Origin of the sequence: uncultured Marinobacter sp., assembly GCF_947259545.1 — a bacterium.
In the GTDB taxonomy this organism is placed as follows: Bacteria; Pseudomonadota; Gammaproteobacteria; order Pseudomonadales; family Oleiphilaceae; genus Marinobacter.
Genome location: NZ_CAMYMK010000008.1, coordinates 31,414 through 43,747 on the forward strand (window position 1 = coordinate 31,414; position 12,334 = coordinate 43,747).

Annotated in this window: 10 protein-coding genes; 9 read left to right on the forward strand and 1 reads right to left on the reverse strand. The window is 57.9% G+C overall.

Translation table 11 applies throughout. From position 1 onward, the window contains the following. Positions 1-5 precede the first annotated feature (5 nt). The 5 genes from Q0Y21_RS11795 (at position 6) to lpxC (ending at position 5,437) form a co-directional block, all read left to right on the forward strand. The gene (locus Q0Y21_RS11795) at positions 6-962 is read left to right on the forward strand and encodes a D-alanine--D-alanine ligase (protein WP_297797134.1); all 957 of its coding nucleotides are present in this window, start codon (positions 6-8) and stop codon (positions 960-962) included. After that, positions 955-1,797 (forward strand): cell division protein FtsQ/DivIB, encoded by an 843-nt coding sequence (locus Q0Y21_RS11800; protein WP_297795532.1) that lies wholly within the window; start codon positions 955-957, stop codon positions 1,795-1,797. The genes Q0Y21_RS11795 and Q0Y21_RS11800 overlap by 8 nt, the downstream gene beginning before the upstream one ends. A gap of 36 nt (positions 1,798-1,833) precedes the next feature. Continuing rightward, complete coding sequence (ftsA, locus tag Q0Y21_RS11805) at positions 1,834-3,069, forward strand: cell division protein FtsA (protein ID WP_099619447.1); 1,236 nt, start codon at positions 1,834-1,836, stop codon at positions 3,067-3,069. A gap of 96 nt (positions 3,070-3,165) precedes the next feature. Continuing rightward, complete coding sequence (ftsZ, locus tag Q0Y21_RS11810) at positions 3,166-4,323, forward strand: cell division protein FtsZ (protein ID WP_297795537.1); 1,158 nt, start codon at positions 3,166-3,168, stop codon at positions 4,321-4,323. Between the two features lie 196 nt (positions 4,324-4,519). After that, entirely contained in the window at positions 4,520-5,437 is a 918-nt protein-coding gene (gene lpxC, locus Q0Y21_RS11815) for a UDP-3-O-acyl-N-acetylglucosamine deacetylase (RefSeq protein WP_213479049.1), read from the forward strand. Between the two features lie 11 nt (positions 5,438-5,448). Here the strand turns inward: lpxC and Q0Y21_RS11820 are convergent, their stop codons facing one another. Next, complete coding sequence (locus tag Q0Y21_RS11820; protein WP_297795543.1) at positions 5,449-5,895, reverse strand: DciA family protein; 447 nt, start codon at positions 5,893-5,895, stop codon at positions 5,449-5,451. A gap of 212 nt (positions 5,896-6,107) precedes the next feature. Between Q0Y21_RS11820 and Q0Y21_RS11825 the strand changes: the two genes are divergently transcribed. From Q0Y21_RS11825 to Q0Y21_RS11840, 4 genes are all read left to right on the forward strand, one after another. Further along, positions 6,108-7,064 carry a M23 family metallopeptidase gene (locus Q0Y21_RS11825; RefSeq protein WP_297795545.1) on the forward strand — a complete coding sequence of 319 codons (957 nt, stop codon included), beginning with the start codon at positions 6,108-6,110 and terminating at the stop codon, positions 7,062-7,064. A 193-nt stretch (positions 7,065-7,257) separates the two neighbouring features. Next, positions 7,258-9,996 (forward strand): preprotein translocase subunit SecA, encoded by a 2,739-nt coding sequence (gene secA, locus Q0Y21_RS11830; RefSeq protein WP_297795548.1) that lies wholly within the window; start codon positions 7,258-7,260, stop codon positions 9,994-9,996. Between the two features lie 107 nt (positions 9,997-10,103). Then, a complete protein-coding gene (gene argJ, locus Q0Y21_RS11835; RefSeq protein WP_297795551.1) occupies positions 10,104-11,321 on the forward strand; it encodes a bifunctional glutamate N-acetyltransferase/amino-acid acetyltransferase ArgJ in 1,218 nt (405 codons plus the stop codon). Between the two features lie 3 nt (positions 11,322-11,324). Further along, positions 11,325-12,281 carry a Nudix family hydrolase gene (locus Q0Y21_RS11840; RefSeq protein ID WP_297795554.1) on the forward strand — a complete coding sequence of 319 codons (957 nt, stop codon included), beginning with the start codon at positions 11,325-11,327 and terminating at the stop codon, positions 12,279-12,281. The last annotated feature ends 53 nt before the right edge of the window (positions 12,282-12,334 follow it).

Below are 12,334 nucleotides of genomic sequence, written 5' to 3' on the forward strand. Positions count from 1 at the left end.
AGCGCATGGATACACAGGGTTATCAGGCGACACCGGAGACCGTCCGGGCGCTCGGTCGCGTGGCTGTGTTCATGGGTGGTGATTCGGCAGAGCGTGAGGTCTCCCTGAAGAGCGGTCACGCGGTGTTGGCAGCGTTGCAGTCCGCAGGTGTGGACGCCTATGGCGTGGATGTCCAGGGCTGCCTGCTGCGGACAGTGGATAACCCGGAATTTGACCGGGTGTTTATCGCACTTCATGGCCGTGGAGGCGAGGACGGAACGCTGCAGGCCATCCTGTCCCAGGCCGGGATTCCGTACACCGGCAGTGAAATGCTCGCGTCCGCACTCGCCATGGACAAGCTGCGAACCAAGTACGTTTTTGAAGGCTGTGGTCTGCCCACGCCCCGTTTCCGGGCTATGGGCGCCGTGAGTGAGGCGGATGATATCCTCCGCGACCTGTCACTGCCGCTGAGTGTGAAGCCTTCCCGTGAGGGATCGAGTATCGGTATTCGCAAGGTGACCAGCCGCGAAGAGCTCGTTGAGGCCTACCAGGAAGCTTGCGCTCTGGATTCGCTGGTGTTGGTGGAGGAGTGGATCGAGGGCCCGGAATTCACCGTCAGCCTGCTTCAGGATCAGGCGTTGCCGGCTATCGGGCTGAGCACTGACCACGTGTTTTACGACTACGAGGCGAAGTACCTCGCAGATGACACCAACTACCGCATTCCGTGCGGGCTGGATCCGGATACGGAACTGGAATTGCAGCACCTGGCTCTGGACGCCTTCCGGGTTATTGGCTGCCGCACCTGGGGACGGGTGGACATCATGCAGGATCGTGATGGCGGTTTCTGGTTGCTGGAAGTGAATACCGTTCCGGGGATGACGGACCACAGCCTGGTGCCAATGGCTGCAAGGGCAGCGGGCATCAGCTTTGAAGAACTGGTTGTGCGGATTCTCAAGGACACTCTGGAGGATGGCCATGCTTGACAACCTTCTGATCCGGACCCGGGCGGTACCGCCTGAGCCTCCTCGTCGGCGCGGGGCAACGACCCTTGGGCCAGAGCGGCAGCGGTTCGGATTGTTGAAGGCTGTGCTGGCGGCCGTGCCCTGGCTGCAGGTTGGCATGGGGGCCGCCATTGTGCTGGCGGCGGCGATGGTGCCCTGGGGGACCAGTCAGGTGTTGAGCGCCATGGATCGTCAGATCCTGGCGATTGATGTCACCGGCAACCTGGTGGGTGAGAGTCGCACGGACCTTGAGCGCAAGGCAGGTGACTGGATCGGGAAGAGTTTTTTTGCCACCGATCTGTCTGAGATCAAGAGCGAACTGGAGCTGCGGCCCTGGGTAGAATCGGCGGCGGTTCGGCGAGTCTGGCCGGATCGACTGGAGATTGAGATTCGCGAGAAGAAACCGCTGGCTTACTGGAACAGTGATCGCCTGGTGAGTCGGACCGGAGAGCTTTTTTCTCCGGATAACCCGGAAGTGGCAGGTCGTCTGCCAAGGCTTGCGGGGCCTGATGAGCGGGTCAGGGATGTCATTCGTATGGCCCGCACCATGAGCGACACACTGGCAGGGCGCGGGCTTGGCTTTGCCGGTCTGACCCTGGAGCAACGGGGAGCCTGGACCCTCAGTCTGGCAAACGGCATCGAGGTCGTGCTGGGGCGTGATCAGGTGGAGGAACGCTTTGCGCGTTTCCTAACGGTGTATGAAAACCGGCTGATATCCCGTGCAGACGAGGTCAGTCGGGTGGATGCCCGCTACACCAATGGTGTGGCGGTTAAGTGGAAGTCGGAAAAGATCGCCGGCTCCGGAACGAAATCATAGCAACGTCAAATACAGACCTACGGTTTGGTGGAATACATGTCATCGGTTGAAACGGAAAACATGATTGTCGGCCTCGATATCGGAACCTCGAAGGTGGTTGCGATTGTCGGCAAGCGCAAGATGGACGGGACCATTGAGGTGGTAGGCATTGGCTCGCACCCGTCACGGGGGCTGAAGCGTGGTGTGGTGGTGAATATCGAAACCACCGTGCAGGCCATCCAGCGCGCTGTGGAAGAGGCCGAGCTCATGGCGGGGTGCCGGATTCATTCGGTGTACGCCGGCATCGCCGGTAGCCACATCAAGAGTCTGAACTCTCACGGCATTGTCGCCATCCGGGACCGGGAAGTGACCCAGGCGGACATTGACCGGGTGATTGACGCTGCGCAGGCGGTGGCCATTCCGGCGGACCAGAAGATTCTCCACATCCTGCCACAGGAATTTGTCATCGACAGTCAGGAAGGCATCAAGGAGCCCATGGGGATGTCCGGGGTGCGCCTGGAAGCCAAGGTGCACCTGGTGACCTGTGCGGTGAACGCTGCCCAGAACATCGAGAAATGTGTGAAACGCTGCGGTCTGGAAGTGGATGACATCATTCTGGAGCAGCTGGCGTCGAGCCACGCGATTCTGACCGAAGACGAAAAAGAACTGGGCGTGTGTGTGGTCGATATTGGTGGCGGCACCACGGACATCGCCGTGTTCACTGGCGGCGCGATTCGTCACACCGCGGTGATTCCCATCGCCGGCGATCAGGTCACCAATGACATTGCCATGGCCCTGCGCACCCCCACGCAGAATGCCGAAGAGATCAAGATCAAATATGCCTGCGCGCTGACCCAGCTGGCCGGCGCGGATGAAACCATCAAAGTGCCCAGCGTGGGAGACCGTGCACCGCGGGATCTATCGCGCCAGGCGCTGGCCGAGGTGGTGGAGCCTCGTTACGAGGAGCTGTTCACACTCGTGCAGTCGGAGCTTCGCCGGTCAGGATTTGAGGACCTGATTCCCGCAGGCATCGTGATTACAGGCGGTTCCTCCACCATGGAAGGGGTGGTGGAGCTGGCTGAAGAAATCTTCCACATGCCGGTAAGGCTGGCCTGTCCGCAGGCAGTCTCCGGTATGACGGAGGTAGTCAACAATCCGATCTACGCCACCGGCGTGGGGTTGTTGATTCATGGTTTCCGCCAGATGGATCTGGGGCGGACGCCCGTGCTCAAGGGTGAAGACGCACCCTCGCTGTTTGAGCGCATGAAGGCCTGGTTTACCGGTCATTTCTGACGGTCCCGGGTTAGCAGTAAAACGAAGGTATCTCGAAAACACAATCTCGAACAAACAGCCTGGAAAAGGCTGAAAACAGCACGAAGGAGTAGGGGAATGTTTGAACTCGTCGATAATGTCCAGCAAAACGCTGTCATTAAAGTAGTAGGTGTAGGTGGAGGCGGCGGCAACGCTGTGCGCCACATGCTTAACAGTGACATTGAAGGTGTGGAATTTATCTGCGCCAACACTGATGCACAGGCCCTGACCGACATGGATGCCCGCCAGATCATCCAGCTTGGTGGCAACATCACCAAAGGTCTGGGCGCCGGAGCCAATCCGGAAGTGGGTCGTCAGTCGGCCCTGGAAGACCGTGACCGTGTGGCGGAAGCCATCAAGGGTGCCGATATGGTCTTTATCACTGCCGGCATGGGCGGTGGTACCGGCACGGGTGCCGCGCCGGTCGTTGCAGAGGTCGCCCGTGAGTTGGGTATCCTGACCGTGGCCGTGGTCACCAAGCCATTCCAGTTTGAGGGTGGCAAGCGAATGAGTGTCGCTGAATCCGGCCTGAAAGAGCTGGAGGAGAGCGTTGACTCCCTGATCACCATCCCCAACGAGAAACTGCTGGCGGTCATGGGCAAGAAAACCAGCCTGCTGGACGCGTTTGCGGCCGCCAACGACGTGCTGCTCGGTGCTGTTCAGGGCATTGCCGACCTGATCACCCGCAACGGCATGATCAACGTCGACTTTGCCGACGTCAAAACCGTGATGTCCGAAATGGGTATGGCGATGATGGGTACCGCCCGTGCCACCGGTGAAAACCGTGCCCGCGAAGCGGCCGAAGCCGCAATCCGCAGCCCGTTGCTGGAAGATATCAATCTGCAGGGCGCCAAGGGTATCCTGGTCAATATCACCGCCGGTATGGATCTCAACCTGGGCGAGTTCTCCGAGGTTGGCGACATTGTGCGTGAATTCGCATCGGATTCCGCCACTGTTGTTGTAGGCACGGTGATTGATCCGGAAATGACCGACGAACTGAAGGTTACTGTGGTTGCGACTGGCCTCGGCGGTGACCGTGAGAAGCCGACCAAGGTGGTGGACAACACCCGCACTCTGGACGGCACAACGGATTACAATCAGTTGGATAGGCCTGCAGTGCTGCGCCGCCGCGCGGTTGCTCATGGTAATGTAGCGATTGACCAGAGCAAAGAAAGCGAAGAGCAGGGTGTCGACTATCTCGATATTCCCGCATTCCTTCGCCGTCAGGCTGACTGATAATCTGTTGCAATTAACAGGTGGAGATGCAACCCGTTGCGCCGCCTGACGCGTACTGTTTGCCGGTCCGGCCAGGGTGCTGGATGACAATTCGGTAATCCCGGGTTGGTTAAATGGTATTCAGTCTTGTTTTCTGGTATCTTCCGGGCAGAATTTTGCCCAGAATACCGCAAACTTGTGACGGAACTATGTACCGATGATCAGACAACGGACACTTAAAAACACCATCCGTGCCACCGGTGTTGGCTTGCATTCGGGTGAGAAGGTTTATCTGACCCTGAAGCCTGCACCTGTGGATTCAGGGATCATTTTCCGCCGTACCGACCTTGACCCGATGGTCGAGATCCGAGCGTGTGCGGAGAATGTGGGTGAGACCATGCTGTCCACGACGCTGGTAAAAGACGGTGTCCGTGTGGCAACAGTAGAGCATCTGCTGTCAGCCATGGCTGGTCTCGGAATTGATAACTGCTTTGTGGAGCTCAGCGCTGCCGAGGTGCCCATCATGGACGGCTCTGCCGGTCCTTTTGTGTTCCTTCTGCAGTCTGCCGGTATTGCCGAGCAGGAAGCCGCCAAGCGTTTTATCCGCATCAAGCGCGAAGTGACCATTGAAGAGGATGACAAGAAGGCGACCTTCCTGCCGTTCGAAGGCTTCAAGGTCAGCTTCGGGATCGACTTCGATCACCCTGTCTTCAAGGGGCGTGCCCAGACCGCTACTGTCGACTTCTCCAGCACGTCTTTCGTGAAGGAGGTCAGTCGCGCCCGCACTTTCGGTTTCATGCGTGATATCGAAAAACTGCGTGCGATGAATCTGGCACTGGGTGGCAGTGTGGATAACGCCATCGTGGTTGATGACTACAAGATTCTTAACGAGGACGGTCTTCGTTACGATGATGAGTTCGTCAAGCACAAGGTCCTGGACGCTATTGGTGACCTGTACCTGCTGGGCAACAGCCTGATCGGTGAGTTCCGTGGCATCAAGTCCGGTCACGATCTGAATAACAAGCTGCTGCGCAAGCTCAGGGCGGAAGAAGATGCGTGGGAAGTGGTGACCTTTGACGACGAGGCCACTGCCCCGATTTCTTACATGAAACCTGTGCTGGCGGCCCAGGCTTAAAGCGGGACGCTTTAATCCCGGACGTGGCTTGCGAGTTTTTCGAGAACCTCGCGTAATTGTTTGTCCTTCGTGTGCCCGGCTTCTTCTTTAAGGAGTCGGGCATTTTCTTTGCTGAGAGGCGTTTTCTCCACTTTTGGTTTTTCGTGGAAGCGTGGTGGCGCAACCTTCACCTTCAGTTTCCAGACAAAACGGAAAAGCTCTTCCTTTCTCAGGTTCTCCATAATTTCGTGTTGGCGAAAACGGATCTGACTTGCTGTTCCGGCAGTTTCTGCCGACAGCACAAGCTCACCTTCCTGGCAGCTGACGAAGCGTGTGCCGGTCGCCAGATGCCTGGGTAGCGTCGCCAATACCACAGCTTCTGCTTGCTGATGCAGTTCGGCTTTGTTCATCAGTTCGCGAAGTACGGGGGCCCGACGGAAGGTGTTCGGGGTGATTCTGGTCTCGGATTGCTTTTTCATTGTCGCAGTTTTTCTCGACGACTCCGGTTGCGATTGGTTACACTTCGGCACAGATTGGAAGCAGTGCCTGTATTACACTCCTTTTACATTGTCTCAAGTGTATATGTCTACGGGCGGCTGCGAGTATTTGAGCGCGTAGTTGTTGCTAAGGATAGCAGTCCCGGCTAGAAAGCCTGAGGCGCAACACTACAGGACCAGGTTGCGGCTCTTCTATGAAACCAGAAGACGATATGAATATAATTTTCGTTGGCAAGCACCACGGAAGATCAAGGGTGGTCGCAGTGAATGCCCCGGTTGCTGCCGGTCTGGTGTTGGTCATTTTTGCATTGTTGGCATTGGCAGGCTGGTCCGGTTACCGGGTCGCTGTCACTCAGGCAGAAGCGGCAAAGCCTTCACCTTCGGAGTTGGTGGTTGAGTGGAAAACCAAGCTCCAGCACCAGAAATCCGAACTTGCCCAGATAGAGCACAATGTTCAGCAGCAGATTGATGCGCTGACCTTGCGGCTGGGTGAAATGCAGGGTCGTTTGCTACGGCTGGATGCCCTGGGGCAGCGATTCGTGGAGTCCGGCCTGGTGGCCAGCGATGAGTTTGATTTCGGTCAGCCGGCCGCGGTGGGTGGTCCGGAAAACGAGGGGCTTTCCGGCGATTCCTTTACCGCTCCGGAGCTCACGAGCATGATAGATCAGCTCTCGCGCCTTATTGATGACCGGGAGCAGCAGCTTCGTTTGCTGGATGAGGTGACTTCCCGCAAAAAGCTCGAGGATGAGCTGTTTGTTGAGGGACGTCCGATCACCTGGGGCTGGTTGTCGTCCCGCTATGGGTACCGTTCGGATCCCTTTACCGGTAAGCGCACCTGGCATTCCGGCGTTGATCTGGCCGGCAAAGACGGCAGCGATATTATCGCGGTCGCAGGTGGCGTGGTGACATACGCCGACAAGCGTTATGGCTACGGCAACCTGGTAGAGGTGGACCACGGCGACGGACTGGTTACCCGTTATGCCCACGCCAAGTCCATCAAGGTTGATGTGGGTGATGTGGTACAGAAGGGGCAGGTTGTTGCGTTGATGGGTAGCACAGGCCGCTCTACCGGTCCTCACGTACACTTTGAAGTTATCCGTAACGGTAAATCCGAAAACCCGGAAACCTACATTCAGCGCGCCAGCCGCTGATTCTTTACGACGGGGTCTGTCTTTGGCCCCGTGTCTTTCGCTTTCAGATTCACTTCCGTAATATCAGGGCGCTATCTCCCGGCAGGGGGTATTTCGGCTGCAATTCGTGCCGGTGTGAGCCCTGCCTTTTGTACTGTCGGCAAATAAGGTTAGAATGCCGGCTTCCTCCGATTAATCAAAGAAGCATTGGTCTATGTTCACAAAGCTTGCAACGAAGATGTTCGGCAGTAAAAACGCCCGAGAAATCAAGAGAATGCGCAAAGATGTCATGCGTGTTAACGAACTTGAAGAGCAGTTTGGCCGTTTGTCCGATACCGAGTTGCAAGGCAAGACCGCTGAGTTCCGTCGCCGTTTGGGCGAGGGCGAGAAGCTTGACGCCCTTCTTCCGGAAGCCTTCGCTACCGTTCGGGAAGCGAGTCGCCGGGTCATGGGCATGCGTCATTACGACGTCCAGCTGATTGGTGGTATTACCCTGCACGAAGGTCACATAGCGGAAATGAAAACCGGCGAGGGTAAAACCCTGGTGGCCACCGCGTCCGTGTATCTGAACGCGCTCCCGGGCAAGGGGGTTCATGTGGTCACGGTGAACGATTACCTGGCTCGTCGTGATGCGGAGTGGATGGGTAAGCTGTATCGCTTCCTTGGTCTTCAGGTGGGAGTGGTCGTTGCTGGCCAGGCGCCGGACGAAAAGCGTGCGGCCTACCAGGCGGATATCACCTACGGCACCAACAACGAATTCGGCTTTGACTACCTGCGCGACAATATGGCGTTCAGCACCGAGGATAAGGTCCAGCGTGGTCTGAACTATGCGATTGTCGATGAGGTGGATTCGATCCTGATCGACGAGGCTCGTACTCCGTTGATCATCTCTGGCGCCGCAGAGGACAGCTCCAGGCTCTATCAGGCGATCAATACGCTGATCCCGAGCCTGGAAAAAGGCGAGGAGAACGAGGAAGGCGAGCCCAGCGGCGACTTCACGATTGATGAAAAATCCCGTCAGGTTGAGCTCACCGAAGGCGGCCATGAAAGAGTGGAAGAGTTGTTGCTCGAACGCGGCCTGCTGAAGGAAGGCGAGAGCCTCTATTCCGCGGCCAATCTGAGCCTTCTGCATCACGTGCACTCTGCTCTGCGTGCCCATCACCTGTTCCAGAAAGATGTCGACTACATTGTGCAGGGTGATCAGGTCGTTATTGTTGACGAGCACACCGGCCGTACCATGCCGGGCCGTCGCTGGAGCGAAGGCCTGCATCAGGCGATTGAAGCCAAGGAAGGGGTGCGCATCCAGGCTGAGAGCCAGACCCTCGCTTCCACTACGTTCCAGAACTATTTCCGGCTCTATGACAAACTGGCCGGCATGACCGGTACTGCCGATACCGAAGCATTCGAATTCCGCCAGATCTATGGTCTGGATGTGGTGGTTATCCCGCCGAACAAGCCGATTCAGCGGATTGACTACAACGACCTGATCTACCTGACACAGGAAGAAAAGTTCCACGCGATTATCGACGAGATCAAAGACGTGACGTCGGAAGGGCGCCCCATTCTGGTCGGCACCGCGTCGATCGAAGCGTCCGAACTGTTGTCCATGCTGCTCAAGAAGGCACGCATCGATCACAAGATCCTCAACGCCAAGCAGCATGAGAGTGAAGCCCAGATTATTGCCCAGGCTGGTCGTCCGGGTGCGGTGACCATCGCTACCAACATGGCGGGTCGGGGTACCGATATTGTGCTGGGTGGTAACTGGGAATTCGAGGTCGCGGGGCTGGAGAACCCGACCGAGGAAGAAGTGGCCCGTATCAAGGCGGAGTGGACAGAGCGTCACAATCAGGTGCTGGACGCTGGCGGTCTGCACATTATCGGCACCGAGCGCCACGAATCCCGCCGGATCGATAACCAGTTGCGCGGCCGTGCCGGTCGTCAGGGCGATCCGGGCTCCTCCCGTTTCTTCCTGTCCCTGGAAGATAACCTGATGCGTATTTTTGCGCCGGATCGGGTCAAGAGCCTGATGCAGGCCATGGGGATGAAGAAGGGCGAGGCGATCGAGCACCGGATGGTGACCAACGCCATCGAGAAGTCCCAGCGCAAGGTCGAAGGCCGCAACTTTGATATGCGGAAAACCCTGCTGGAGTATGATGACGTTGCCAATGACCAGCGTACGGTCATTTATGAACAGCGTAACGAAGTCATGTCCTCGGATGACATCTCCGAGATGATTAACACCATCCGTGAAGACGTCGTGGATTCGTTGGTCAGCGAATATATTCCACCGCAGAGCATGCCTGAGCAGTGGGATGTGCCGGGTCTCGAATCCCAGTTGCAGTCGGAAATGGCCATCGACCTGCCAATCCAGAAATGGCTGGACGAAGACAGCAAGCTTTACGAAGAGAGCCTGCGCCAGAAGATTCTGGATGCCATCGTGGGTGAGTACCAGGCCAAGGAAGAGGTTGCCGGGTCCGAGTCCATGCGCAAGTTCGAGAAGCAGGTTTTCCTGCAGGTGCTGGACACGCTCTGGAAAGAGCACCTGTCAAACATGGATCATCTGCGCCGCGGTATCCACCTGCGTGGCTATGCCCAGAAGAACCCGAAGCAGGAATACAAGCGTGAGGCTTTCAACCTGTTTGAAACCATGCTTGAGACCATGAAGCGGGATGTCACCCGGGTACTTTGCCACGTGCGCGTCCAGAGTCGTGAAGAGATGGAAGAAGTCGAGCGTCGTCGCAAGCAGGAGTTGGAGCGGGAACTGGCCAGGGCCAAGCTGCAGCATGATGAAACCAGTGCCACGGCTCAGAAACAGAGCGAGGAAGGACAGGGCGGCAGCCAGCAGGGAACACCGGAAACCTTCGTCCGACAGGAACGAAAGGTCGGTCGAAACGAGCCCTGTCCCTGTGGGTCCGGTAAGAAGTACAAGCAGTGTTGCGGTAAGGTCAGCTAACACCTGGCAACATTGCAGTGAACCAGATGACCCGCACCTGAAGCTGTCAGGCTGCGGGTTTTTTATTAAACAGTGATGGATTTCTGAACAGTTTAAGGAGAGGCAGCATGGCGGTAGGTCCCGGTACCTTGCCCGAATTTTTCCCGATCCCCGGTGTCAGGCTTGGCATTGGCAGCGCCGGCATCAAGAAGCCGGGACGCAAGGACCTGGTGGTCTTTGAGCTGGCCCCGGACAGTCGTGTGGCCGGCATATTTACCCAGAACCAGTTCTGCGCCGCACCGGTGACCGTCAGTCGTCAACATCTCGCCCAGTGTTCGCCACGATACCTGCTGATCAATACCGGAAATGCCAACGCCGGCACCGGTGAGCAAGGCATGAAAGACGCACTGAGCTGTTGTCAGGCATTGGCGAGCGCTGCGGGGATTGATGCCACTGAGGTGCTGCCGTTCTCGACCGGTGTCATCGGAGAGCCACTGCCGCTGGACAAGATTGTCTCTGCGTTGCCTGCTGTCGTAGCAGACACTGATGAGAACCGCTGGGCGGAGGCGGCATCCGGTATTATGACCACCGACACGCGTCCCAAGGGTGCGTCCTGCCAGCTGGATCTGGACGGGCATACCGTATCGATCTCCGGCATCAGTAAAGGTGCTGGTATGATCCGTCCCAATATGGCCACCATGCTCGGCTTTATTGCCACCGATGCAAGGATTGCGCCGGATGTGATGGAAATACTGGCCTCTGAGCTTGGGGAAAAATCCTTTAACCGCATCACCATTGATGGCGATACCTCCACTAATGATGCCTGTATGCTGATCGCCAGTGGCCAATACAGCGGTCCGGAAATCACATCGGACAGTCCGCTGCTGCCCAAGCTGCGCGAGGCGTTGCAGCAGGTATACCTGGATCTGGCCCATGCCATTGTCCGTGACGGTGAGGGCGCCACCAAGTTCGTTACCATCGAAGTCAGTCAGGCGGCAAGCCAGCAGGAGGCTCTGGATGTCGCCTACACTGTCGCCCACTCGCCGCTGGTCAAGACCGCGCTGTTTGCCTCCGACCCCAACTGGGGCCGGATTCTTGCGGCGGTTGGTCGCGCCGGGGTCGCGGGACTGGATCTCAACGCTCTGGAAATCTACCTCGGAGATGTCTGTCTCGTTCGCAACGGCGGGCGCGCAGACGATTATTCCGAAGAGCGCGGACAGGCAGTAATGGATCGTGAGGAAATCACCATTGCCATCGATCTCAAGCGGGGCGCGGTCATGGAGCGGGTCTGGACCTGCGACTTCTCCCACGATTACGTGACTATTAACGCCGAGTACCGTACCTGAACCATGGCCGTTACCGAAATCCATGTCGCCGTCGCGGTGATTATCCGTGAGGGCAGGGTGCTGATCGCCCGCCGACCGGACCATGTGCATCAAGGGGGGCTGCTGGAGTTCCCAGGTGGCAAGGTTGAGCCCGGCGAAACCGTACAGCAGGCGCTGGTGCGGGAAATTCAGGAAGAAACCGGTCTCCAGGTCCCCGTGGCCTCCCTGAGTCCGGTTATCGGGATTCGCCATGATTATGGTGATAAGCGGGTCTTTCTTGATGTCTGGCGTACCGACGCGGCCATTGGTGAAGCAGAAGGGCGGGAAGGCCAGCCGGTGCAATGGCAAAGGGTTGGTGAGCTCAGGGATGAGGAGTTCCCGGCCGCCAACCGGCCGATCATCCGTGCCCTCAAGCTGCCATCATGGCTGGCCATTACCGGGCAATACCGAGCACCCGCGGACATATTGAATCAGTTTCAGGAACGTATCCGGGTGGCCCGGCCGGAGCTTGTGGTTTTTCGTGCTCCGATGCTGAGCGCCACCGAATACCAGACGATTGCGCGCGATCTGGTGATGGCTGGTCGTGAACAGGGCGTGCAGATCATTCTTCATGGTGCCGCCGACAGACTGGACAGGGTACCTGAAGCGGCGGGCGTGCATCTGCCGTGGCGTGAAGCCGACAGGTGCGGGCAGCGCCCTGTCCCGGCAGGCAAATGGCTGGGAGTATCCTGTCATAGCGCGGCGGAAGTTGCCCACGCCGAGGTCATCGGGGTGGACTATGCCACGCTCGGTCCGGTCTCGCCGACCCCTTCTCACCCGGGAGCCCCGGTGATGGGGTGGGAATCCTTTGGCCGGCAGGTGGCCGCTGCCGCGGTGCCGGTGTACGCCCTTGGCGGACTTACGCCGGACGACGGTGACATCGCCAGGAGGCTGGGCGCGCAAGGTGTTGCTGGTATCAGTCTCTGGTGGTCCGGGATCTGATGATTGTCAGATCGCTGGGAGCAGGGGTTCTGTTACCATGAGGCTTATGTCCT

Bases quoted from the DNA above. Each gene is read 5' to 3' on its own strand.
- Q0Y21_RS11795 (WP_297797134.1), top strand. From the start codon at position 6: ATGGATACACAGGGTTATCAGGCGACACCGGAGACCGTCCGGGCGCTC.
- Q0Y21_RS11800 (WP_297795532.1), top strand. From the start codon at position 955: ATGCTTGACAACCTTCTGATCCGGACCCGGGCGGTACCGCCTGAGCCT.
- ftsA (WP_099619447.1), top strand. From the start codon at position 1,834: ATGTCATCGGTTGAAACGGAAAACATGATTGTCGGCCTCGATATCGGA.
- ftsZ (WP_297795537.1), top strand. From the start codon at position 3,166: ATGTTTGAACTCGTCGATAATGTCCAGCAAAACGCTGTCATTAAAGTA.
- lpxC (WP_213479049.1), top strand. From the start codon at position 4,520: ATGATCAGACAACGGACACTTAAAAACACCATCCGTGCCACCGGTGTT.
- Q0Y21_RS11820 (WP_297795543.1), bottom strand. From the start codon at position 5,895: ATGAAAAAGCAATCCGAGACCAGAATCACCCCGAACACCTTCCGTCGG.
- Q0Y21_RS11825 (WP_297795545.1), top strand. From the start codon at position 6,108: ATGAAACCAGAAGACGATATGAATATAATTTTCGTTGGCAAGCACCAC.
- secA (WP_297795548.1), top strand. From the start codon at position 7,258: ATGTTCACAAAGCTTGCAACGAAGATGTTCGGCAGTAAAAACGCCCGA.
- argJ (WP_297795551.1), top strand. From the start codon at position 10,104: ATGGCGGTAGGTCCCGGTACCTTGCCCGAATTTTTCCCGATCCCCGGT.
- Q0Y21_RS11840 (WP_297795554.1), top strand. From the start codon at position 11,325: ATGGCCGTTACCGAAATCCATGTCGCCGTCGCGGTGATTATCCGTGAG.